The sequence below is a fragment of the Capnocytophaga bilenii genome (genome assembly GCF_017565765.1).
GTDB classification, from domain to species: Bacteria; Bacteroidota; Bacteroidia; order Flavobacteriales; family Flavobacteriaceae; genus Capnocytophaga; species Capnocytophaga bilenii.
Window position 1 is genome coordinate 243,870 of sequence record NZ_JAGDYP010000001.1, and the last position, 25,222, is coordinate 269,091.

At 37.1% G+C, this 25,222-nt stretch carries 21 protein-coding genes and 2 pseudogenes; 10 read left to right on the plus strand and 13 right to left on the minus strand.

What is annotated here, in order from left to right; genetic code table 11:
- The first annotated feature begins 2 nt into the window (after positions 1–2).
- The 10 genes from J4N46_RS01255 to J4N46_RS01300 all read left to right on the plus strand — a co-directional run bounded on the left by J4N46_RS01255 (position 3) and on the right by J4N46_RS01300 (position 14,260).
- A complete protein-coding gene (locus tag J4N46_RS01255; RefSeq protein ID WP_208057611.1) occupies positions 3–2,243 on the plus strand; it encodes a patatin-like phospholipase family protein in 2,241 nt (746 codons plus the stop codon).
- Between the two features lie 91 nt (positions 2,244–2,334).
- Positions 2,335–2,817, plus strand: a complete 483-nt coding sequence (gene tsaA / locus J4N46_RS01260) for a tRNA (N6-threonylcarbamoyladenosine(37)-N6)-methyltransferase TrmO (protein ID WP_208057613.1) — start codon at positions 2,335–2,337, stop codon at positions 2,815–2,817.
- A gap of 18 nt (positions 2,818–2,835) precedes the next feature.
- Positions 2,836–3,849 (plus strand): FecCD family ABC transporter permease, encoded by a 1,014-nt coding sequence (locus J4N46_RS01265; protein WP_208057615.1) that lies wholly within the window; start codon positions 2,836–2,838, stop codon positions 3,847–3,849.
- On the plus strand, positions 3,840–4,598 hold the full coding sequence (locus tag J4N46_RS01270) for an ABC transporter ATP-binding protein (protein WP_208057617.1): 759 nt from the start codon (positions 3,840–3,842) through the stop codon (positions 4,596–4,598). Before J4N46_RS01265 ends, J4N46_RS01270 begins: the two co-directional genes overlap by 10 nt.
- Positions 4,583–5,344 carry an SAM-dependent methyltransferase gene (locus tag J4N46_RS01275; RefSeq protein ID WP_208057619.1) on the plus strand — a complete coding sequence of 254 codons (762 nt, stop codon included), beginning with the start codon at positions 4,583–4,585 and terminating at the stop codon, positions 5,342–5,344. Before J4N46_RS01270 ends, J4N46_RS01275 begins: the two co-directional genes overlap by 16 nt.
- 150 nt (positions 5,345–5,494) lie before the next feature.
- Positions 5,495–7,573, plus strand: a complete 2,079-nt coding sequence (locus J4N46_RS01280; protein WP_208057621.1) for a TonB-dependent receptor plug domain-containing protein — start codon at positions 5,495–5,497, stop codon at positions 7,571–7,573.
- A 92-nt stretch (positions 7,574–7,665) separates the two neighbouring features.
- A complete protein-coding gene (locus tag J4N46_RS01285) occupies positions 7,666–8,241 on the plus strand; it encodes a hypothetical protein (protein ID WP_208057623.1) in 576 nt (191 codons plus the stop codon).
- 121 nt (positions 8,242–8,362) lie between these two features.
- Positions 8,363–9,445, plus strand: coding sequence for an ABC transporter substrate-binding protein (locus J4N46_RS01290; protein ID WP_208057625.1), 1,083 nt, complete (start codon positions 8,363–8,365; stop codon positions 9,443–9,445).
- Positions 9,446–9,476: 31 nt separating this feature from the next.
- A complete protein-coding gene (locus tag J4N46_RS01295; RefSeq protein WP_208057626.1) occupies positions 9,477–10,931 on the plus strand; it encodes an aminoacyl-histidine dipeptidase in 1,455 nt (484 codons plus the stop codon).
- A gap of 152 nt (positions 10,932–11,083) precedes the next feature.
- Entirely contained in the window at positions 11,084–14,260 is a 3,177-nt protein-coding gene (locus tag J4N46_RS01300; protein ID WP_208057627.1) for an efflux RND transporter permease subunit, read from the plus strand.
- A 78-nt stretch (positions 14,261–14,338) separates the two neighbouring features.
- Here the strand turns inward: J4N46_RS01300 and J4N46_RS01305 are convergent, their stop codons facing one another.
- From J4N46_RS01305 to J4N46_RS01370, 13 genes and pseudogenes are all read right to left on the minus strand, one after another.
- Entirely contained in the window at positions 14,339–14,953 is a 615-nt protein-coding gene (locus J4N46_RS01305) for a DUF4230 domain-containing protein (RefSeq protein ID WP_208057628.1), read from the minus strand.
- Positions 14,954–14,982: 29 nt separating this feature from the next.
- Positions 14,983–16,356: an ATP-binding protein gene (locus tag J4N46_RS01310; RefSeq protein WP_208057629.1), complete on the minus strand. Its 1,374-nt coding sequence runs from the start codon at positions 16,354–16,356 to the stop codon at positions 14,983–14,985.
- A 490-nt stretch (positions 16,357–16,846) separates the two neighbouring features.
- The gene (locus J4N46_RS01315) at positions 16,847–17,353 is read right to left on the minus strand and encodes an ankyrin repeat domain-containing protein (RefSeq protein WP_208057630.1); all 507 of its coding nucleotides are present in this window, start codon (positions 17,351–17,353) and stop codon (positions 16,847–16,849) included.
- 11 nt (positions 17,354–17,364) lie between these two features.
- Positions 17,365–17,733, minus strand: a complete 369-nt coding sequence (locus tag J4N46_RS12910; RefSeq protein WP_208057631.1) for a GH-E family nuclease — start codon at positions 17,731–17,733, stop codon at positions 17,365–17,367.
- Between the two features lie 21 nt (positions 17,734–17,754).
- Positions 17,755–17,946: pseudogene (locus J4N46_RS12915) on the minus strand (RHS repeat domain-containing protein); the annotation flags it as partial.
- 236 nt (positions 17,947–18,182) lie between these two features.
- Positions 18,183–18,701: an SMI1/KNR4 family protein gene (locus J4N46_RS01335; RefSeq protein ID WP_208057634.1), complete on the minus strand. Its 519-nt coding sequence runs from the start codon at positions 18,699–18,701 to the stop codon at positions 18,183–18,185.
- A gap of 236 nt (positions 18,702–18,937) precedes the next feature.
- Complete coding sequence (locus J4N46_RS01340; RefSeq protein WP_208057637.1) at positions 18,938–19,204, minus strand: hypothetical protein; 267 nt, start codon at positions 19,202–19,204, stop codon at positions 18,938–18,940.
- 148 nt (positions 19,205–19,352) lie between these two features.
- Complete coding sequence (locus tag J4N46_RS01345) at positions 19,353–19,988, minus strand: hypothetical protein (RefSeq protein WP_208057639.1); 636 nt, start codon at positions 19,986–19,988, stop codon at positions 19,353–19,355.
- Positions 19,989–20,078: 90 nt separating this feature from the next.
- Complete coding sequence (locus tag J4N46_RS01350; protein WP_208057641.1) at positions 20,079–20,603, minus strand: hypothetical protein; 525 nt, start codon at positions 20,601–20,603, stop codon at positions 20,079–20,081.
- Between the two features lie 534 nt (positions 20,604–21,137).
- Positions 21,138–21,548 carry a hypothetical protein gene (locus J4N46_RS01355; RefSeq protein WP_208057645.1) on the minus strand — a complete coding sequence of 137 codons (411 nt, stop codon included), beginning with the start codon at positions 21,546–21,548 and terminating at the stop codon, positions 21,138–21,140.
- 161 nt (positions 21,549–21,709) lie between these two features.
- Positions 21,710–22,087, minus strand: a complete 378-nt coding sequence (crcB, locus tag J4N46_RS01360; RefSeq protein WP_208057657.1) for a fluoride efflux transporter CrcB — start codon at positions 22,085–22,087, stop codon at positions 21,710–21,712.
- 11 nt (positions 22,088–22,098) lie between these two features.
- Positions 22,099–22,690, minus strand: a pseudogene (locus J4N46_RS01365) (Uma2 family endonuclease).
- A gap of 60 nt (positions 22,691–22,750) precedes the next feature.
- Positions 22,751–25,153 (minus strand): TonB-dependent receptor domain-containing protein, encoded by a 2,403-nt coding sequence (locus J4N46_RS01370; RefSeq protein WP_208057667.1) that lies wholly within the window; start codon positions 25,151–25,153, stop codon positions 22,751–22,753.
- Positions 25,154–25,222 lie beyond the last annotated feature (69 nt).

A 25,222-nucleotide genomic window follows, 5' to 3' on the forward strand; every position in this document is an offset into this window, starting at 1 on the left:
AAATGAGAAAACTCGTTGCTATATTGCTTATTTTGTATTGTTATGGCGGATATGCACAAGGTGAAGTGGCTACTAAAACTGAAGAGGTTACTAAAAAAGATGTAAAAGTAGGATTAGTATTAAGTGGTGGTGGAGCTAAAGGATTGGCACATATAGGCGTGCTAAAAGTGCTGGAAGAAGCTGGTGTGCGAATTGACTACATAGGTGGTACAAGTATGGGGGCTATGGTGGGAGCTATGTATGCTGCTGGATATAAAGCAAAAGAGCTGGATTCTATTTTTCGCCATTTAGATTTTGATAAGCTTTTACAAGACAAGGTTTCACGGGATAACCTTTCTCTGCACGAGCGTTATCTGTACGACCGCTATGTGGTTGCCTTGCCCTTCGACCATTTTAAGGTAGGACTACCTCGCGCCGTTTCTAAAGGACAAAACGTATATAACGAATTTATAAAACTGCTCTATCCTGTAAATGAATTTTATGATTTTTCACAATTGCCAATCCCCTTTTTGTGCGTAGCTTCCGATATAGAAACAGGAAAGGCTGTGGTGTTGGAAAATGGCATTCTGCCACAAGCTATACGGGCAAGTGGTGCTTTTCCTTCATTATTTGATTTGGTAGAAATAGACGGCAAACTGCTTACCGATGGTGGTATTGCCGATAATTATCCTGTAAAAGAAGTTAAAGACAAAGGTATGGATATCATCATTGGTGTAGATGTGCAAGACCCTCTCACCAAACGAAAAGATATAAATTCGGTAGTGAGCATTCTCTCCCAAGTAACTACGTTCCCAATGATGAAAGATATGAGCGAAAAAATTAAACTCACTGATATTTATATCAAACCTAATATTGAGGGGTTTAACGTTATCTCGTTTGACAAAGGGGAAACAATCATTAAAAATGGAGAAATTGCAGCTTCGCTCTTTTTACCGCGATTGCGAGAGATTGCTGCCGAACAACGACACGACAGAGTGGAAGACCCCGTCATAAAAACCGACCGTTTCTTCCTGAAAGACATACACTTTCACGGCAATGAACACTTCACTCGCAGCTACTTGCGCGGTAAACTACGCCTGAGAAACCTAAACAAAATGATTACGTTTGACCAGCTAAACGATGGGCTCAATAACCTAATGGCTACCAACAACTTTCACTCAATCAATCACCTTATAAGACATACTGATGAGGGCGAACATATAGATTTTTTCCTAAAAGAGAACCCACAACGCACCTATTTAAAGTTCGGAATACATTATGACAACTTGCTGCGTACTGGCTTTTTGCTGAACTATACCAGCAACTACCTCTTGCAAGATAGCGACTTCTTGTCATTAGATGTAATTATTGGCGATGTACCTCGTTATCAGTTTGATTATTTTGTTGATAAAGGATTCTATTTTGGTTACGGAGTGCGCTCTAAACTATTGCGTTTTAGCCGAAAACTGAACAGCAATCGCTTGGCAAACTATCGCATTGAGGACTCTGAACTCAACCGTATGGATGTGGAAGCGTATGACTGGGTAAACCAATTGTATCTGCAAACACTCTTAGGCAATGGTTTCGTTTTTGGTATAGGGGCTGAGCATAGAAATATTAGGTTTGATACAGAACAGGTGTACAATGTAAGTTCGTTGCGTTCTTATACTGAAAAAGCTCACTTTGGGAGCTTGTATTCGTATTTAAAGTACGACTCGTTCAACAATAGTTTTTTTCCTACCAAAGGTATATATTTTAATTCGCAGTTCAATTTATATAGTTTTGCTTCAGGCTATAAAGATTTTAATGATTTTGTGTCGGGCAAAACAGAACTTTCAGTGGCTTTTCCTATTACAAATAAGGTGAGTGGACGTGTAAGTACCGAAGCTGGTATTACAGTGGGTAACCCCGATACTTACTCGTTGAATTTCTTTTTAGGAGGGTATAATAGAAATATTTTTACTAACTATTCGCATTTTTACGGTTATGATTTTTTGAGTTTTGGGGCTAAAAATTACTTAAAATCGGAGTTGGTTATTGATGTACAAGCTTTAAAAAAACAACATCTTTTGTTATTGGCAAATATAGCCAAAGTTGATAACAACCTCTTTAAGAGCTTACAATGGCATCAGTACCCCGATTATTCAGGCTATGGTATAGGCTATAGCATTGAAAGCTTTATAGGACCCATAGAACTGAAATGTACTTACTCGCCTGAGGTAAAAGAAGCGGTTTGGCTACTGAATATAGGGTATTGGTTTTAGATAAATGACAAATAATTATGATTAAAATAACGACAAACGTTATGATATTATTGTCAAAACAATTATCTTTGCACCCAAAAACATTGGTATAATGAACTTTAGTGTTACACCTATTGGTTATTTGGAAACACCTTTTGAGGCTGTGGCTCATATGCCTATACAGCCTTCGGTGATTGCATCTTCGCGAGGAAAAGCTGTATTATACGATGAATTTGCTGCGGGTCTTAAAGATTTGGACGGCTTTTCGCATATTATTCTCTTATTCTTATTACACAAAATAGAGGGCTACCAGCTGGAGGTTATTCCTTTTATGGACGATGTGCCTCACGGGGTATTTGCTACTCGTTCGCCTAAACGCCCCAACCGCATAGGTATGTCGATTGTAACGTTGGAGCGTATTGAGGGTAATGTTATTCACTTTAAAGGAGTGGATATGCTCAATGGAAGTCCGCTATTAGATATTAAGCCTTATTATTATTATTTTGATAACCGCCAGAACGTTCGTAATGGTTGGTTGGAAGGCAAGGTACTAACCGCTGAAAGACTAAAATCGGACAATAGATTTGAAAATTAAAGACAAGTAGCAAGCAATATGAAAATAAATAAACGCAATATGTGGCTAACAGGACTATTGATAGGGCTAATCGTACTATGCTTGTTGTCATTAAGCGTAGGTAGGTATCCTCTGCCTATAAGCGATATTCTCGCTTTTGTTTTTTGTCAAAAGGTTGTTGATGAGCATACAGCCTTGCTACTTACGGATGTGCGCTTGCCTCGTGTTGCTGCCGCTCTTTTGGTAGGAGGAGCGTTATCGGTATCGGGGGTAGCTTATCAAGGAATGTTTAAAAATCCGCTCATTAGTCCTGATATATTGGGGGTGAGTTCTGGAGCGGGCTTTGGAGCGTCTTTGGCGATATTGCTTTCGTGGGGTATGCTAGGAGTGCAACTTTCGGCTTTTGGCTTTGGCTTAGGGGCTGTACTTATTGCATTGGCTTTGAGTAAGCGCATCAGTGGGATGCACAGTCAGGCATTGGTATTATTGCTTTCGGGAATCATTACGGGCTCTATGTTTGGGGCGTTTATATCGCTTACCAAATACATAGCCGATGCCGAATATAAGTTGCCCGACATCACTTTTTGGCTAATGGGTAGCCTCACCAATATAACTACTACTCAGGTGCTTACCATCGCACCTATTGTGTTACTTGCCGTGCTACCGCTTTACTTTTCGTCTTGGCGACTGAATGTGCTTTCGTTTGGGGAAGACGAGGCTCACACTATGGGAGTACAAGTGCAGCGGTTGCGCTTAGTGGTGGTATTGTCGGCTACTTTGCTCACTGCCACAGTGGTTTCTATTACAGGATTGATAGGGTGGATAGGCTTGGTAGTACCTCATATTGCACGTTTTATCATAGGTTCTGACAATCGGTATTTGCTGCCTGCGGCTTTTATGTTGGGGAGTTGTTTCCTCATCATTATTGATTTGTTGTCGCGCACACTATCGGCACTTGAAATTCCTCTAGGTATTATAGCCTCTATCATTGGGGCTCCTATTTTTTTCTTTGTGCTTAAATCAGTAAAAAGCAAACAAAGCGTATGGGAATAGCAGTACACAACTTATCAGTAGGTTACCAAAAACCTCTTCTTACCAATGTAGATTTTACCTTGCAAAAAGGTGAAATATTGTGCGTATTGGGCAGAAATGGAGCTGGTAAAACTACACTTTTTAAAACGCTTTTGGGGTTGTTACCCAAACTTTCGGGTGAGGTACTGATAGATGGTATACCCTTGAACCCGCTCACGCCTAAACAACTCGCCCAAAAAATAGCCTATATACCCCAAGCACGCAAAATAGACTTTGCTTTTACGGCTTTTGAAGTAGTGCTTTTTGGGCGTACCCCTCACCTACCCTACTTTGGTTTCCCTACAGAAAAAGACAAAGCCATAGCAACCAATACGATGCAACAAATAGGTATACTACACCTAAAAAACAAAACTTTTGCACAAATGAGTGGTGGCGAACAGCAACTCACTATCATAGCACGCGCTCTTACCCAACAACCTGAATATATAGTAATGGACGAGCCTACTTCTGCACTCGATTTTGGCAACCAACTAAAGGTGCTACAACAAGTGAAGGCTTTGCAAACTAAAGATATAGGTATTATTCTTTCTACTCACAATCCCGACCACGTTTTTATTTGCAATTCAAAAGTGGCTGTAGTGAAAAACAATACTATAGCCGCAATTGGCACTCCCGATGAGGTAATGACTGAAGCTTTGCTAAAAGACCTCTACGAGATAGATATTAAGATTATTAATCAAAAAAACAGAAAGATATGTTTCCCATTGTAATAATTGGTATGGGTCCTGGCAACCCCGAGCTGCTTACCTTAGCGGCTAAAAATGCCCTTGAGGAAGCCGATGTTATCCTCTTTGATTGTATGCCCGATGATACGCTGCTGAAAACCTTTCAGTTTAAGGGTGAAATCATTGCTATCGATAAGAAACCTGACCCTACAGCTATGTTGGCTGCAATGGAAGAGCATTACCGCGCAGGCAAAAAAGTATGCCGACTAAAGCCTGGTGATGCGCTGATTTTCAACGGAACAGGCAAAGAAATACGGGCTCTAAAAGCTAAAGGCATCGACTTTCGTTTGATACCTGGTATTACTGCCTCGTGCGCGGCTGTTAACATTTTTGCAGTACCCATTACTGAAATGGACGAAAGCGATGTATCGGTAAATTTCGTATATCACGACAATGAAACAAACCATCAACAACTAAAAGACTTGGCTGGTATACTGAAATATGGCAGTACAATACATATTTACTTTGCTGATACTGACTGCATAGGGCGAATTGCAGAGATTATCACCTCAGCAGGAGTAACTCCTGATATGTCGGTAGTGGTTGCTTCGCGCATTTCGGCTAAAGACGAAACTTCTGTAAAAACTACTTTAGGTAAGGTAGAAGCTACTTTGCGCTCTTTGGATATGAAGCGCCCTATGCTGTTCATCGTAGGTAAATATGTAGAAATACTCTCAAAAAAACAGATTATACCCTTAGATAATTTGCTAATTAACAAATTATCTAATTAATAATTTTATATCGTTATGCTTGCATATTCACAACCTTTTTGTATCTTTGCAGCACAAAAGGAGCTTATGCAAGCTCTCTTTTTTAGGTAGCGTTATGCAACATACAACATAACACATTAATAATTAATAATTAATAATTAACCATTAATAATGAAACGTTTAGTATTTACAATTGCTTTGCTTTCAACAGCTATGCAGGCTCAAGAAAAAATAAAAGACTCGGTAGCTGAAAAGCATTACGACTTGCAAGAGGTAACCATCTTCGGGAAACCAAACGAAAAGGTAACATTCATACCCACCCAAAAACTGCAAGCTTCTACGCTTCAAAACAACAACAAAACCAATGTAGTAGATGCTCTCAACCTACTTCCTGGGGTAAGCATTTCACAGTTTGGGGCACGCAATGAAGGTAGTATCTTAGTACGTGGGTTCGACAACCGCCATACTCCTGTATATTACGATGGAATTCCTATCTATGCCCCTTACGATGGCAATTTTGACCTTAGTCGCTTTCTTACCTACGACTTAGGGAGTATTTCGGTAGAAAAAGGTTTAGTATCTGTAAAATACGGAGCAAACGCTATGGGAGGTGCTGTGAATATTGTATCACGTAGCCCTGAAAAAGAATTAGATTTCAATGGTACTTCGGGGGTTGGTTTTGCTGATGGTGCAGGAGTAAATTCTTATTTTACAGGGCTAAACGTAGGTACTCGCCAAAATAAATATTACGCTATGGTATCGGGCTCGTTCAACAAACGTGAAAACTTTGTGCTCTCTAAAAATTTTGAGCCTACACGCTACCAAAACATAGGAAAACGTCGTAATTCTGCTGCTTTTGATAAGAAAATAAGTGCTAAGTTTGGTTATACTCCTAACCAAACTGACGAATACGCTTTGGGTTTTGTAAACCAACAAGCTAATAAAGATATTGCACCAAGTGCTGATATGGCAGGTAATAGCAGCTGGCGAAGCTATCCTATTTACAACAAAACAAGCTTGTATGCTAAAACTAAAACAAAAATAGCTCGTGAAACTTTTGTGTATTTTACAGGTTATTACGACAAGTATTACAATGAAATGCACCAATATGACGATGATACTTATACAACAATGAATAGCTCTAGAAATCCTTTTACATTCCGCAGTATCTATGACGATTATTCATTAGGTAGTATTCTTACTTTCAGTACACAAGCAATTAATCGCAACGCTATCACACTTACTATTAACGAAAAATACGACCACCACAAAGAACACAATGCCGAAATTGCTGCTAATCCTGCTATTGGTCAGATTTTTAGAGAAGGTGAACCCGAACAATCTTATAAAGACAACACCCTTTATGTAGGTTTGGAAGATGTTATCACCCTTACCGATTGGTTAAACGCAGTAGTAGGCGCTTCATACAACCAACGTAAAAATATTTTAGCTCAAGACTATGGCACTCATTACTTAACAGGAGTGCGCAATGTATTGTATGATTTCCCTAGCGGCAGCGATAGTGCATTTGATTTTAAGGGCGGACTTATATTCAAGCCTATTAAAAATCAACAAATTACCCTATCAGCTTCTAAACGCTCTCGTTTTGCTTCTCAAAAAGAACGTTACTCAAGTAGATTTGGTGGGCAAGTACCTAATCCTGACCTAAAATCAGAATATACTCTTGCCTATGACCTTAGCTATACAGGCAATATATTAGAAAACAAATTGCAATATGAAGTATCTGCCTTTATAAATAATGTAACCAATGCCATTTATGAACTCACTGTGGGGGTAGATAGTAGTGGTAGAAATATAATATATAATACCAACCTCGGTAAGGCACTCTATCAAGGTTTTGAAGCGGGTGTAGGCTATGCTCCTATTAAATATTTCTCTTTTGGAGCTAATTACAGCTTTATAGAAATGAAAGACCAAACCCAAAACAGCAATTTGAAACTTACCAATGTGCCTAAATACAAACTAGTAGGTTTTGCAACTATTTCTATACCTGAAATCAGAACTAAACTACACCTAAATACTGAAACTTACGGCAAACGTTACCTAAATAGTCAGGGTGATGAAGCTCCTGATTTTACACTTGTAAATACCAAACTCAATGTAACTCTTTACAAAGGATTAGAGTTTAACTTCGGTGTAAACAACCTTTTGGACAGAAATTATTATTGGGTTGCTGGTTGGCCACAAGCAGGACGCAATTTTATAAGTGGTTTATCTTATAATTTCTAAGATTTTGTTTTACTCTTAATAAAAATGCTTTGGTAGCATTTTATCAAAGCATTTTTTCAATGAAAATCATTTAAATACTAATTATATATACAATGAAAAGATTTTTTAAATATGTATCGTTTGTAGCTATCAGCATCGCTTTGGCTACTGCTTGTGAAAAAGTTGATGAAAGTGCTTTGCCTAATATTCCTTTGAAACTAAGTACCGATGATGGAAGTGAAAAAGCTGTAGTACTTACACTTGAAAAAGGAAAAGTTTTCCCCGAAGCAAAGCAAGATAGCGGTAAGGGAGGCAATAATCAAGGAGGTGGTAAAGGCAACAAACAAAGTGGTGACAAAGGTAATAATCAAGGAGGTGGTAAAGGCAACAAACAAAGTGGTGACAAAGGTAATAATCAAGGAGGTGGTAAAGGCAAAAAAGATGCTGCCCCTACAAGTATTACTATCATTTCGGGCAGTAGTGATTACAGTATAAAATCACTTAATGAAGCTGTGGCTACTGTTTCTCTAAAAAATATGAGTGTAGTAATAAAAGCTATAGAAGTAGGTACTACTACAGTAGTAGTAACCGATAATTACACTAAGCAAACCAAAGAAATAGGTGTAAAAGTAACTACGCCTAAACAAGGCGGCAACCATAGTGGAGGCAAAGGCGGTAAAAAGAATTAAGAAGTTTGCTTTTTATAGAATAAGATTTTGTTTTTACTCTTGATAAAAATGCTTTGGTAATCATCTATCAAAGCATTTTTTTTATTATATTTGCAGCGTATTACAGCCCATATAGTTTCCGATGAAGAATTATTTATTTTTATGTATTGCTTTCTTGCTAATAGTAAGTTGCAATAATACCCCTAAAAAACAAACAGAAAACGTTTCTGCCGAAAAAATATCTCTTACCGATATGGCAGGGCGCAAAGTGCTAGTACCCAAAAGCATTAGCAAGGCTTTTATAGACCGCACCTCAGTGCATCTAGTCTATGCACTCGATACCTTATTACCTGTAAATAGGGTATTTAACTACAACAAATCCGAAAAAAAATACCTCAAAAAGAGCTTTTACGAAGGAAAACCCTACGTAATTGGCACCCCCATAGAGGAGATTATCAAACTGCGCCCAGAGGTAATACTACTCACCGTATCGCTACAAACAGAAGCCGAACGAGCTAAAGAAATAGAAAAAGCTGATATTTTGCAAGAAAAAACAAAAATACCTGTAGTACTATTCAGTGGCGATTTTGAGCAATACACCCAAGCCCTTACGCTCTTAGGAACGCTTTTGCACAAAGAACAAGAAGCAAAAGAACTCAACGCTTTTATTGAAAAGTATTGCTATAGCATTCCAAAAGTGGTAGCTACCATACCCGAAAACAAACGCAAAACTATCTATTATGCCGAAGGTATGAATGGGTTGCAAACCGAACCGCCTACTTCATTGCACAGCTATCTTATCAACTACACAGGGGGTAAAAACATTGCCGAAGTAGAGCTGCTCCCTGGTAAAGGCAAAACCAACGTATCTATTGAACAGATATACCGCTGGGATCCTGATATGATACTAGTATGGTCGGGTAATTTTGACGATTTATACAGCTATAAGGCTATTCGTAAAGAAAAAATATGGCAACAGCTACGGGCTGTGAAAGAGAACCAAGTATACCAAGTGCCTTGGCGCCCCTTTGGCTGGATAGACCGCCCACCTGGTTTAGGTCGTGTGATGGGAAGTATATGGCTGGCAAGCCTCACTTACCCCGATTACTTTAGAGCTGATATAGTGCCTATTACTCAAGAGTTTTTCAAGAAATTTTACCATTATGATATGGATTATATAGAAACAAGAGAAATTATTTCAGCACAAATAACTATTGATAATTGAGAAATTAATTAACTTAAAAAACATTCATACAATGAAAATAACAGAATTAGAACCAAAACAATTATGGGCGAACTTTGCCAGCCTGAATGCTGTACCTCGCCCTTCAAAAAAAGAAGAGCGCGTAATTGCTTTTATGGTGGCTTTTGGTAAAAGTTTAGGGCTTGATACTTATCAGGACGAAACAGGTAACGTGATTATCAAAAAACCTGCTTCAGCAGGTATGGAAAACCGAAAAACGGTAGTACTACAATCACACCTCGATATGGTACACCAAAAAAACAATGATACTGTATTCGACTTCAGTACTGAAGGTATCAAAATGCTAATTGATGGCGATTGGGTACGTGCCGAAGGTACAACTCTTGGTGCTGATAATGGTATAGGGGTAGCAAGCATTATGGCTATCTTGCAAAGCAAAGATATTGCACACCCTGCTATTGAAGCCCTTTTCACTATTGATGAAGAGACTGGTATGACAGGGGCTAAGGGATTGAAAGGGGGCTTACTATCAGGAGCTTACCTGCTAAACTTAGATACTGAAGAAGATGACGAGATAGATATAGGTTGCGCTGGTGGGGTGGATGTATCGGCTTTTAGAGAATACGATACAGTACCTACTCCTGCAGAAGCTGTGGCTTATACCTTATCGGTGAAAGGACTACACGGCGGTCATAGCGGTATGGACATTCACAAAGGTTATGCCAACGCCAACAAACTAATGAATAGGTTGTTATTTACTTGCGCTGAAAAGTTTGACTTGCACATTGCTGAAATAGACGGCGGCGGACTTAGGAATGCTATCCCTCGTGAAAGTGTTGCCATTATCACTATAGATAAAAAAGAGGAAGATGCTTTCAAAAAAGAGATAACACAGCTTACAAAGGATTTACAACACGAATTTTCAGTAACCGAACCTACCCTAAGTGTACTTCTGGCTCCTACTGTTTTGCCTGAAAGGGTAATGGAAGTAGAGGAACAGCAAGATATATTGCGAGCTATTTATGCTGCTTTCAATGGGGTATACAAAATGAGTCAATCCATAACCGACCTTGTGGAAACGAGTAACAACGTAGCAAGGGTACAACTAAAAGACGGCGAAGTGAATGTATATTGCCTTACACGCTCGGCTTCCGAAACTTCTAAATACGACTTGGCTGATACCATTAGAGCTGCTTTTGAATTAGCTGGCTTTGAGGTAGAATATACAGGTAGTTACCCAGGTTGGGAGCCGAAAGTAGATGCCGAAATACTGAAAATTGTAAAAGAGCAGTACGAAACCCTTTTTGGTGAAACGCCACAAGTAGTAGCGTGCCACGCAGGTTTAGAATGTGGTATTTTGGGCACTCACTACCCCACTATGGAAATGGTAAGTTTTGGACCTACTATCAAAGGAGCGCACTCACCTGCCGAAAAAGTAAACATTGCTTCAGTACAAAAATTCTGGAAGTTCTTGCTGTCTATATTGCAAAATATACCCGTTAAATAGTAAATAATCAGCTTTTTATAACTGAATATCCCCTATCGCTCATACTCGTAAAAACGTATGAGCGATATTTTTTTAATCAATTTATAGGAAACTTTTTTTGTTTATTAAGTTTTTTTGTAGTACCTTTGCCCCCGATTTAGAAAAAACAACAAATGGATTTAATTAAACTTTCTATTAAACGTCCCAGCGTCCTGATTGTAATGCTAACGCTGTTACTATTAGGGGGCTTTTATTCTTATAAATTATTGAACTACGAACTTATCCCTAAGTTTGAAGTGAATGTAGTAACTATCTCTACTATTTATCCTGGTGCCTCACCTTCTGAAGTTGAGAGTACAGTTACTAAGAGGATTGAAGATGCGGTATCTGCCTTGGAAAATATCAAGAAGATACAATCGTATTCGTATGAAAGCCTTTCGGTGGTAGTGGTACGACTTACCAATGATGCCAATGTAGATAATACCCTCAATGAGGCACAGCGTAAGATTAACGCTATCCGTGCCAATTTGCCTACCGATGCCAAAGAGCCTTCGCTTAGTAAATTCTCTCTCTCTGATTTGCCTATCGTTTCTATTGGGGTAACCTCTAAACTCTCTTCGCAAGAGCTTTACGATTTGGTAGATAAGAAAATACAACCTGAACTATCGCGTGTGCCTGGGGTGGCGCAAGTGAATATCATCGGGGGGCGCAAGCGTGAAATACGAGTAAATATTGATGCTAAAAAATTAGAAGGTTATGGTATTTCTATTGGGCAAATACAACAGCTCATTGCAGCTTCTAATTTAGAGATACCCGCAGGTAAAATTAAAACACGTGAGAATAGCACCTCTATACGTTTGCTGGGTAAAATTCAAGATGTAGCGCAGTTGCGTAATCTTACCTTAGCTTCGCAAAATGGAATAGAAATACGACTTTCGGATGTTGCCGATGTGCAAGATACCGAAGAAGAGGCTGAAAAAATAGCACGTATAGACCAAGAAAATACGCTCTTATTACAAGTGCTTAAACAAACTGATGCCAATGCAGTATCGGTGAGCGAGTTGGTACGCAAGAAAATGGAACAAGTAGAGCAAACTTATAAAAATGAAGGTGTAAAAATGTTATTGGCAGAAGATACCAGCGAATTTACCCTACACGCTGCCAATTCAGTAATGTTCGACCTTGTTTTGGCTATCGTATTGGTAGCTGTGGTGATGTTCTTCTTCTTGCACAGCTTGCGCAACGCCCTTATCGTAATGGTATCTATCCCTACCTCACTTATTGCTGCCTTTATAGGGATGTATTTCTTCGGCTTTACACTGAACTTGATGAGCTTAGTAGCCCTTTCGTTGGTGGTAGGTATCTTGGTGGATGACGCTATTGTGGTGCTTGAAAATATACACCGCCATATGGAAATGGGCAAAAATAAAGTACGCGCTGCCTTCGATGGTTCAAAAGAAATCGTACTAACGGTTATGGCGATTACTTTGGTAATTGTGGTGGTATTCGTGCCTATTTCTATTGGTAACTCTATAGTAGTGAATATTGTGCGCGAGTTCTGTATGACGGTGGCTATCGCTACAATGCTTTCATTGCTAATGTCATTTACCGTAGTGCCTTGGTTGTACTCACGTGTTGGTAAGTTGGAGCACGCCAATCCTAATTCGGTATTAGGAAAGATTGCTATAGGTTTTGAGAGTTATCTCAAACGATTTACTCAATTTTTCTCAGACTTATTGGTATGGGTATTTGCCAACAAGTGGAAAACGATTATTTTGGTATTCTTCCTCTTTGTGGGCTCTTGTTCGCTTATCCCTACAGGCTTTATAGGTGCTGAATTTATGCCTCCTATGGATAGAGGGAAATTCTTAGTACAGTTTGAGCTCAACAAAGATGCTTCGTTAGAACAAACTAACTTTATCACCCAAAAAGCTGAAAATTACTTGCGTGGCTTGAAAGTAGAGGGTACTAATAAACCTTTGGTAGAAAGTATGATTACTACGGTAGGACAGTCTACAAGTGGTATGGGAGGTACACAAGCAACTCCTTATAAATCCGAAATACAACTTACTCTTGTAGATAAAAAAGAACGTAGCGAATCTACTAATATAATAGCTGCCAAACTAAAACGCGAACTCACACAGTATTTAGTAGATGCCAAAGTGAAAACAGTACCTGTCGGATTGCTGGGGGCTGAGCAATCACCTATTGCTTTGGTAATTACTTCCGATAACGTAGAAGTTGCTCAACAATATGCTGAAAAGGCGGCAGGATTGCTTAAAACTATTGACGGAGCTACCGAAATAAAACTTAGCTCAGAAGCAGGTAACCCCGAAATAAACGTAGAGTTAGACCGCGACAAGATGACCCTATTGGGGCTAAACGTGGCTACTGTAGGTACTACTATGCGTACTGCTTTCAATGGTAATGACGATAGTAAATTCCGCACCGGCGATTCTGAATACGACATCAATATACTATTTCAAGACGGCGACCGCCAGTCAATAGCAAATATTGAGAATATGACCTTTATCAATGCTGCAGGGCAACAGATAAAACTCTCGCAATTTGCAACTATCAATTATGCATCAGGCCCTACACAGTTAGAGCGTTATGACAAGTCGCCTTCGGTAACAGTACAAGCGCAATCAGTAGGTCGTCCTTCTGGTACTATCGTAGCTGAATGGAAAACAAAACTCGAAACCCTACAGAAACCTACTAATGTACACTTTGTATTTTCAGGCGACCAAGAGATGCAAGATGAAGGATTTGGTACTATATTCATATCACTATTTGCGGCTATCCTTTTGGTATATATGGTAATGGTAGTGCTGTACGACAGTTTCTCACGTCCGTTTGTGGTGTTGTTCTCTATCCCACTATCGTTTATTGGGGCACTGATAGCTTTAGCCTTAGCCAATATGTCACTCAATATCTTCACCCTTTTGGGTATGATTATGCTTATCGGGTTGGTAGCCAAAAACGCTATTATGCTAGTAGATTTTGCCAACCACCGCAAGCTGGAAGGGGAAGATACAGTAACCGCACTAATACAAGCCAACCACGCCCGTTTGCGCCCTATCTTGATGACAACTATTGCGATGGTGGCAGGTATGATTCCGCTTGCTATTGCCAATGGAGCAGGTGCTGAGGTGAACAAAGGTTTGGCAATTGTAATCATCGGCGGACTTCTATCGTCTCTATTCCTTACGCTTATTGTAGTGCCTTTGGTATATCTCATCTTTGATAATATAGGCAAACGCTTTGGTAAAGAAACCAAAGTAGATTATGAAAAACTAATGATTGCCGACTATGAGCACAAAGAAATAAAAGGCGAACACGAAATATAAATAATTAGCAAATTAGCCAATTAGTAAATGTGAAAATTACTAATTGGCTAATTTTTTATTTCCTAATTTGCTAATTCCCTAATTTGCTAATTTTTTTATCGTCTCTTCATTGTCTATAGGAATATTGTTATACTCTAAAGTCCAACCTACAGCACGAGTAGCAAAAATAAGAGTAGAAAGTTCAGAAAAAAGTCGGTTTTGAGCATTGCTCTTTAGGTTAGAAGCTGCTATTTTCTTTTCAAGTACCTCATTTACTTTCTTTTCTATTTTGGGTACATCTTCTGCTTTAAAAGGGTTTATCTGGCTTTGCGAGATATCGTAATACTTCATTTTAGGATAAATCTTCACCTCAGCTTCTGGCAGCGACTTGATAATCACTTTTCGCTGTGCTTCATCTACCTCAAAAGCTATCTTATGCAAATCGTAGCTCACCGTTACATCGGCATTTACGATGGTTAAGATACGCTTGTCAAACGAAAACCAATCCATAAAGTATTTTTGAGTATCTACGTATGAAAGAACTTCAGTGAAGTGCCCTTCCGTTACTACCAACTTGCTTACATTGGCTATTTGCGTTTGTATAAGTGCCGAATCAGCCTCCAAACGCGCTTCTTCTTCTTTTTTCTCTTTGAAAAAATAAACTACCAACAGCACCACCGCCGCCGTAGCCATTCCTAATAAAAATTTCTTCATTGTTTTTATGTTATTAAATCAGCCGTATTTTAATCTGTTATTACCTTATTAATTTGCGATAAAGCAAACAACGGACATACCCAAACGGTACGTATTGCTTCTTCTTCAGTATCTGTATAGGTAAACACATCAAAATTCTCTAATGAAGCTCTTATAGCATTTTTTAGCTTCTTTTCACGCATAAACTGCCATAAACTCTTCATACCCCCTTGGGTACCTGCTTTTATTTCTATGGGCAATACTTCCGATTGATAGGTAGCCAAATAATCTACTTCAGCTTGTGCGTTTTTTGCTTTGCGTACCCAATAAAAAAGCTCGTGTCGCATATTAGGGGTGCGGTAGCGCAGCAATTCAAGCCCCGCTATCATCTCAGTAAGCGCACCTTTATTTACCAAGTCGGTAGCAGAATGAGTGAGTATTTGGGCTGTGAGCTCCGATGTATCACCCGTCATATTAAGCCATCGAAGTAGTAATCCATTGTCAAGCAATAACATTTTCCTATAAGTAGGGTCTGCTTCACTACCCAGCGGAAGTCCGTTAGCATTAGTATGCATTACAGGGGTAATTATCCCTGCCAAAGTAAGCATTTCCAACGCTTTTTTCACCTCATTGGTACTATACCCTCCGCCTACTTGCGAATAGACAAACTTATTGCCTATTTGTAGAGCTACACTTTGCAAAGTAAGCCTAAGCAAAGTAGGGTCTACTCTCTTTCGGTATTTAGGAAAATCGTCTTGATAGGTAAGTACAATATCATCTTGCACTTCTTGGCAAGCCAAATAATCACGAGTTTCTACCCATTTAGCCACTACCTCGGGCATACCGCCTACCAACATATATGAGCGAAATACCCCCACCAACTTCTCATACAAAGGAAGTGCCAAAGGCGTTTTGGCAGTAGCATTATTGCGCGCCTCTAATAGCAATTGTTCGCCACAAGCGGTGAGAAATTCATCAAAAGTCATTGGGTATACAAACATAGAATGAATACGTCCTACTCCAAAAGTAGGCAGCGTTTCAAGCGCAAATTCTAAGAGAGAGCCTGCCGCTATTACGTGCAAATCGGGCATATCTTCTTTAAAAAAACGCAACGACATAATCGCTTCAGCAGAGGCTTGTATTTCATCTATAAAAAGCAGTGTTTGCCCCGCTACTATAGGCTTACCTACCATAGCCGAAAGTTGAGGTACTATACGTTTTACATCAAGGTCGCCTTGAAAAAATTGTATAAAGGAAGGTTGTTTTTCTAAGTTTATTTCTACGAAATTCTCAAACTGCTTGCCTAATTGTCTTACCGCTGTTGATTTGCCCACTTGTCGTGCTCCTCTTAGCAACAACGGCTTGCGAGCAGGGCGCAAAGCCCATTCTTTTAGATAGTTGTCTATTAACCTTGGGTAATACATCTTGTAAATAGTTATATATCAAGCTGCAAAGATACAAAAATAAAATTATCCAAAGAAATAAATTGCCATTTTTTGCAAAAATCCAAAGAAATAATCTGCTTATTTTCGCAAAAATCCAAAGAAATAATTTGCTTTTTCTTGAAAAGTTTCAAAGCACAAATCACCTACTAAAAGTTTTTCTTCTACTAAAAACAGTTCGCTTTTTTATTAACAAATGTGTTTAAACTTTTTTGAGGAAATTGAACGAAAGACATATCTAATTTTCTTTTCTTCTTGCTTAATAGATTCAACCATATTCGCTGAAAACTACCACCTTTACTTTCCTATACTTAAAAAGGTATAATCCAATTATTTATTGTATCTTTGCACAAAGTTCCTGAATTTTGGTGTTCTTTTTTTTTCAAACACAAAATTACTAATTTTCGGGAACTTTTATTTTATTATAGGAAAAAGTTTAAACAGCTTCAGGGTTAAAAAATGTCTGTTCTTTCTATTTAAAGAATTTTTTCACATCGGAATTTGCTATACTGTGAGCTAATGAATAGGCACTTACTCCATAATTATTTTTTAAATGAGCATCGGCACCTTTATTTAGTAATATATTAATCATTTCACTATAAGTATCAATATCGCGTTTGTAATAAAAAACTAAAGAAAATAAGATTGTATTACCATTAATATTTTGTGCGTTTATATCAGCTCCTTTTTCTATGAGATAGTCAAAAGCCTCTATATTTTTAGTAATAACAGCAAAATGCATAGGAGAATATCCATATTGTTTGTCCTTTTGTTTTTGATTAATATCAATACCTCTATTTATTAAAGCATTTAATATCTTTTTTGTGGAAATTTTTTTTGCTTCCTTAGTTTTAAGATAATAATGTAATATATTGTTTCCAAACTTATCATAATCATCAATATTATAAGTCTCTAAACAATTTTTAAATTTTTCCCAATCTCCTTCTAAAAGGACTTTTTTTAATTCATCTATTGTCATAACTACATTTTTTAATGTTCATACCCTCTATATTTTCCTCCATCAGAAGAACTTTCCCTCTTATCTTCAAACCCTAAATTTGATAAATCGTTATAATCATCTATAACTTCTCTTCTTGTCTTATTTTGATTTTCAGTAGCCTCTTGATATTCTCTCCAAGATTGATTTTGGTGTCCAATTATTTCATCACCAGGCTCTATGGGTTTACCTGTCTTAGCACTTATATATTTTCCATCTTCTGTTTTTTCACTATTCTCATATAAATAATCTTTGGTCTCTTTTCTCCATTTGGGACGTCTCTGTAGGTTTTTAGGTAAATCTTTTACTCGTTTTCCTCTTGTAAGCCCCAGCAAATCCACCCAAGCATTGGTATCCCCCACATAAGCGAACACATTAAACCCACCTAAGAGTTTAATAGGGTCTTCACTTATATACCTCCCCGTTTCAGTATGATAATACCTAAACCTATTGTAGCACAACTCAACCTCATTGTCATAGTACTGCCCTTGGTATTTAAACGGACACCTAAAATTCTCTTTAGCAAAACCTTGATGGGAGTTGCCGTAGAGGTCTTGTTCACGTTCCCATATCAGCTCACCTTCTTGGTTGTAGGCTCTTTATTAGTGCATAGTGTATAGAGTACAGTGAACAATGGTGATATTCCCTCTATATACCCTGCTCTGAGCCTTTGCATACTCTGCCTGTGAGGCACCATACTCCCCTATGTGGTAAAAGTACGGTAAATTCCTCAACCTATAAAATTACTACTTTTTAAAACATTGAGCAAGTACCTAACACAAAATTTTTATATCCAATACTAAGAAAATATTTAAATAATATACTGGTAAAAATTTTCGCAATCCTTTCCATTTAATGCAGATATATATTTTTCTTTAAATTCATAAAATGAATTAGCAATTATAGCTACATCTTCGTACTCAGGTTCTGTACCATAAAATATTTTTCCATTATTAAATTCACCTATACCTATTGCGACATAGCTATATCCATTTTTTACAGACATTAAAATTGGCAAATGTTTATCCCAAAAGGATTTAATATCAGATAACATTTCTTCGTCTAAGGCAGAATCAATACTCTGACATTCAAATTCATTCCAAGAAAAAGAGTTTTCATCATTTTTAGAAAAATCTTGATAAGATAAGAACCAAATATTGTCTTCCCTATTAGAGCATAAAGAAAATATTTTAAGAAATTCTTTATATTCTTCTATTGTTTTTGCAACTCTTCCTTTAGTTGAAGAGTTAATTACAAGATTTGAAATATCTACTGTTTTGACATTCCATCCTTTATTACATAATTGTTCAATAAATATTCTATTTTCCATTTAAAATTTGTTTTTTTATTACATTTATGACTCTTTTTTGCAATCCTGTCACTTTAGAATGAGTAGGATTTTTATTTGTACTAGTTTCGTTTGTTATAGTAAGATCTTGTCCGCTGTGCCAGCTCGTGGACTTTGTTCGCGCGGCACTATCTTGCTTATCTTCTGTATTGACGAGGTTACCCGTCTTATCGCTCTTGCACCATTATTAACTATTATAAATGTGGGATTAACAAAAGTTACCAATTTAACCAATAATTATAAATTCTTACAAAATCAGGGTTCTTCTCCTTTGATAAAATTTCATGTATATATATCTTTATTTCAGACGACATATGTCGTGAGAGCCAAATTTCTATTGCATCTGAAGTTTCATGATCATATTCAGAGCATGCGACAGGGAATAAATCAATCATTTTCTTTAATGCACCTATAGGATCATTTATATATAACCCTTCATATTCTTCTAATAATTTTGAGGCATTACATTCATAATTATTTTCCATAGCTATGATTATATTATTATTGGTATATGTGCTTTTGGTATATCCCCCGCTGGCGCGAGCTTGTAGCTCGTGCCTACTATAATAAAAGCGTGTCGCTCATTCCTTATCAATTACTGTAAGTTCCAGTAGTAAGTGCAATTTTTAAATATCAATTTTTTATATAAAACTTATCTTTTTTCAAAGAGACTTCATCAAAGAAAGAAATGTCTTTTATCTCAATACGATATATAATATTGTACGTTGCTTCGGGAGGATTATAAGATTGGATGGAAAACACCATTTTTTTATGTGTTTGCGGATTCTGATAAATATAGTTACTCCTTTTGGTGTCTTTAGCTTGAAAAACAGAATCATAGAAAATATTTCCTAATTTTTCTGTTAATTCAGGAAAGGAAATAAGGTATTTAGTCTTATCATAACAGACTTTCCCTTTTATTACATCATACCTACTATGGATAGATAAATCTAATGTATATACTTTTTTATCTCCTTTTTTATAAAAAATTAGTGATGCTTCACCATCATATTCATCCCCTTTTAAATTAGCATAAACTATTTTTTCTTTGGCGAATCCTGCTAAGTTATTCTTCTTTTCTATAGGAAGAAAATTTATCTTTTCAGAAGGTATACTTTGAAAAATATAAAGTATTTTTTCTTCTTCAGGCTCTTCTTTGGTTGCTTCTGAGCAAAAATTAAGCAATACATCTATTAAATGTATAGAGTCTTGTGCTTTTAAAGGGAAATAAATGTATAGAAATAAAATAATCAATATTCTTTTTTTCATTGTTTTATGCAATTTTTGTTACTGAAACTTGTAAGTTCCTCAAAAAAGTTTAAACACGTTTATCGAATAGTTTTATCAATGAGAGGTATATTATTCTTTCAGCTCTTCTTCTGTAAAAACGTCTTGATTCAAATAATATTTACCATCAGAATAAAGATAATATCTGCAATTTCTCCAAACAAGTTTATATTTATTGGGCTCTTTGCTAATAATATGTAATTCCCATCTGTCTGACCACTCTTTTAATAGGTATAAGAATTGCTTATCTTTTGAAAAACCTGTATCAGCTAATTTTTCATACGTATCTCTATCTACAATGTCCTTTATTTTTATTAATTTATCAGAGTTCATAACATAAAGTTCTGATATATATATTGGACGAGAATAGTAAAAAATTATATTATTAGTGCCTTGTATATACAAATTTCCTTGTTTATCTTCAAAAAGATTATCTTTTACTTGCTTATAAATTTCCGTTATCTTTATATATTGACAACCTTGACTGTCTATATATAAATCATTCTCAAAAAAATTATTACCTACTTTTTTTATATTTATATTTTTAGAGCAAGATATAAATATTAGTAATAAAAGAAAAAATATTATTCTTTTCATAGTTTTTTTTATCTCTTTAACTTCCAAATAGTTGTACCATAATAGATATCTCCCCCCGCTGGTGCGAGCTTACAGCTCGTACCCCAATATTACCAAACATTATATTTCCAAATCAAATTCTTCTAATAAATCGATATCTCCTAACATATTACATTCTCTTTCTACATCAGTATTATTAAACAAATACATATTATCTTCATATCTTGGTGTAGAAGCTGTTTAAACTTTTCCTTACAATAAAATAAAAGTTCCAAAAGATTAGTAATTTTGTGTTTGAGAAAAATAACACCAAAATTCAGGAACTTTGGGCAAAGATACAATAAATAATTGGATTATTCCCTTTTTAAGTGTAGGAACTTACATACTTTTCACCTATAAAATCTTCTATTGGAAATAGTGAGCCTTTATATTCAAATTTATGATATTCATACGATAGCCTATCTATTAAAACTAAAATAGACATTGTTATTTGAAACATAAATAATAGTATTATAAATGTATCTATTACTTTTCTATAAGACATTTTAACAGTTCCTAATCCAATCCTTTCTTCTTTATCTCTATAATTACATCATCATTAGATAAATAAAATATAGTATCATTCTTTTTTTCTTTTATATAACTGATATATTTTTTATCGGAATATATAGTATCAATATCAAAGCTATTTAATAAGGCTACATCATTTTTTAGTTCTGACAATGTATATTTCAAAAAACCATTAGGTCTATTCCAAAAAACTTCTTTTAACTTTCCTTCCTTATCGTAGTGAGAAATGGTTTTTATATTTAACTTTCCATAGCTATTTTCTATAAAACCCAAAGGATTATAAGAATACTCTTTACTTACTTTTTTTGTACAGATAATTTCAAACTCAGTTTTTTTAACACTACAATTTATAAGTAGAAAACTAATAAAAATACTTAATTTTATTTGGTATTTCATTCTTTTTTCTATGAAGCTGTTTAAACTTTTTCCTATAATAAAATAAAAGTTCCCAAAAGATTAGTAATTTTATGTTTGAGAAAAAAAATAACACCAAAATTCAAAAACTTTTATCCCTATACTACCTATCTACCCCTCAAATTTGCTAATTCCCTAATTTCCTAATTCCCAAACTGTCTCATTCCCAAATAGCACGCCGCTACCCCTACTCCTACACTCCCTACTACGTAAAGCGCCGCTTTTAGCCATTCGTTTTGTTGCAATAGCTGTATGGTTTCAAACGAAAAAGTAGAAAAAGTAGTAAAGCCCCCTAAAACGCCCGTCATCAGTAGCAAAGGCAATACAGGGTCTGTAGTGGCTTTGCTTTTGAAGTAGCCATACAATCCCCCTATCAAAAAGCAGCCCAGTACGTTTATTACCATAATACCTATGGGGAATGCCCATAAGCGTCCTAACTTGCTAAGCCCTACCGAGAGTATATAGCGCAAGGCACCTCCTGCAAAGCTACCAACTCCCACTATTAGTATTTCTTTTGTCATAACTGTTAAAATCACAATCTAAAAATATCCTCAGTAGCAACTCCCAGCTCAGGAAACTTAGCCGAGTAGATAATATCCCCCTCTACAATAGGAGGTTGAGCATAATATTTGCCGTTTTCAAGCACAAACTGAGTAATTTCTTTATCAATAGGGCGTACTACCCAATATTCACACACCCCTGCTTCTTCATAAAGTTCGTATTTATAGCGCATTTCCTTCTTAGTATTCCCAGGCAATAATATCTCTATAATCAGGTCAGGAGCACCCAAGCAACGCTTGTCGTTTTCTAACTTTTTAGGGTCGCATACCACACAAAGGTCAGGCTGCACCACACTATCTTCCAAACCATTTTGGTTCTTAAGTACCACATCAAAAGGAGCCGCAAAAAGCTGACAAGTTTTCCCTTTAAAATAATTGTAAAATTCCCCCCGTTAGGTTTCTCGCTACTTTTTGGTGAGAAATAGCAGGAGCAGGGCTCATCTTAAAAACTTTCCCTCTAAGAATTTCCAACCTATCTTTTATTCTCCAAAGCACATAGTCGGCATAGGTATACACCCCATTGATAGGGTCTAATTGTTCTATATCAGTAATAACGGCACTCATAGTAAGTTATTTTTTAGATTATCAAGGGCAAAGATAATGATAAATAAGTAGATTGGCAAATTACAATCTTCCTACCTCTTCCACTTCGCTTGTGTGTACCTCTTTCGCTTTTCCAAATTGGTAAGTAAGGTTCAATTTCACCTGTCGGCTTTCGCTATTACCATAAGCGTAGAGGTCTAAGTTAGGCAAATGGCTCTCGCTATCCCAGCGTTGGGTGTGAAAAATATCAGTAAAGCTAAAAGTAGCTGTAAGGCAGTCGTTTAAGAAAAGGCGTTGCAAACCAATATCTATTCCCCCAGAAGACTTAGCTATTTCGTTAATACCCGCCAACCTACGCGAATTGTAAACGGCAGTAAGCTCACCTTTCAATTGGTAAGGCAAGCGAAAGTAATTTTGCATTGTCAGGCTGTACTGCCACCTGTGTAGGTGCAAGGGGCTCCCCTCTATTACCGCCCCTTTGTTCTCTATATAGCTCAGATTAGGGGTAAGAGTCGTCTGATAGCCATTGCCCCAATTCAGCTCTTGATAGAGCGAAAAAAGCAAATGGTGCTGCTTGCCTATATTCTTAGGGATAGAAATGATTTTATTAGCTTGAAAAGGCTCATTGATACTGCTAAAAAAGTCGGTAGAATAACTATAAGCCATTGTAAAAGAAGTCTTTTTGTACGAAGCCGAAAAAGTAGCTTTTTGTATCTTTTCAGGCAATAAAAACGGATTACCTTTCCAATACGATAGTTCGTCCAAAAGGTATTCAAACGGATTCAGGTTTTGGTACTCAGGTCGGTTGATGCGAGTGCTATAGCCTGCAAATAGCTGTAAGTTATCGTTGTATTGGTACTGCAAATTAAGGGTAGGAAAGAAATTAGTATAGTGCTTTCGGTGTTCTTGGGGTGTGGAAGCACTCCCTTTTTCGGGTAATAACTGTCCTTTAGAAAAAGTAGTTTCGTTGCGTATGCCCACCTCAGCACTCAAGCGTTCAGTAATAGGGTAGTGATATTGGGCATATACAGCAAAAATGCGTTCTTTGAAATCAAAAGCATTCGAGCGGTTTACATCTATGAGGTTATGGGTAGGCAATTGCCTAAAAAACTGAAAACTATTGTCCGAAAATACTTGCGAATACTTAGCTCCTGCCGTAAGGCTTCCGCCCCATAAGGGTAATTCTGAGCGGAAAGAAGTAGCCAAAATATGTATTTTTCTATCGTTTTCTGATAGGTAGGTTTCGTGAGAAAGTATCGTACCCGCTGGCGAACGATAGGTGTTGGGTTGCCTATTGCCAGAGCCTCCATCAAAAAAAGCGTAATCTATGTCCAACTGATAGCGTTCGTTATCCGAAGGACTAAAAGTATAATAAACATTAGTGCTATAGCGATTAGCTTTCTGCATAAAGTAATCGTTATAGCCCGATAGCGTTTTTTCCAATACATTAGCTCTGTCGAAAAAACGAGTAGTGGTGCTGGTCGTTCCTTTTCCAAATAGGGTATTAGCAGCCAGTTGTGCGCCTAAAGAGTGCCGTTGGTCAAGCCAATAGTCATAGCCTATATGCCCCGCTATGGTCTTGCGCTTCTCAGTATCATCTGTCGGACTTTCGTAGCGCAGTCCGTTTTGCACGCGCTCGCTGCCGTAATCCATTGCGTAATATCCCAATTGGTGATTGTAACCTAAATGTAGAATACCTTTCTTCACGCTGTGTTGTAATTGTAGTTCGGTATTTTGCCGCAAGTTCCACCAATACGATACCCCATTGTTCAGCGATAAGAACGTCCCTTCTATTGTCTTTTTATCGAGTACAATATTCACAGCTCCTGCCCCTCCTTGTGCTTCGTATTCAGCAGGCGGATTGAGCAGCAATTCCGTCTTTTTAATTTGTGTTATAGGGATAGATTTTAGGTAATTTGCCAAATCGTCAGGCTGCATATAAGTAGGTTTGCCATTGATAAGAACCAACACATTGCTTTTCCCGCCAATGCTCAGGTGATTTTGATTGTCCACTACCACATTAGGAGTGCTTTTCAGTGCATCGAGAGCCGTCCCCTGCTGATGAGTAAGACTATTTTTTGGCGAAAACACTATTTTTCCTTGCTCCATATACACGGCGGACTTCCTTTTTGTAGCCGTTACCACTACTTCTTCCAAATTCAGTGAAGAAGCAAGAGGTATAGAGAGCAACTCTATATTGTTAGTCAGCAAGAAAGGCTCACTGGTATATGATAGGTAATCGCCTGTACTTTCAATATAAATACGCAGATTGCGTTTAGCAGAAGAAAAGCTAAAAAGCCCATTGTTTCCCGTAACAGGTTCATTCACTATCACATTAGTATCCGCATCCAATACCTTAATAGCTACATTAGCAATACCTTCAAGCGAAGCATTATGCACAAAACCTTTTACGGTATATTGCGTTTGTGCACAAAGGGTAGCGCCTCCTAAAAGAAGACAAATAAAAGAAATAATTTTTTTCATTTTTAAAAAGTTTTTTATAGAATTTGCATACTTACATAAAAAGTATTATCTTTGCACCGCAAAACAGCA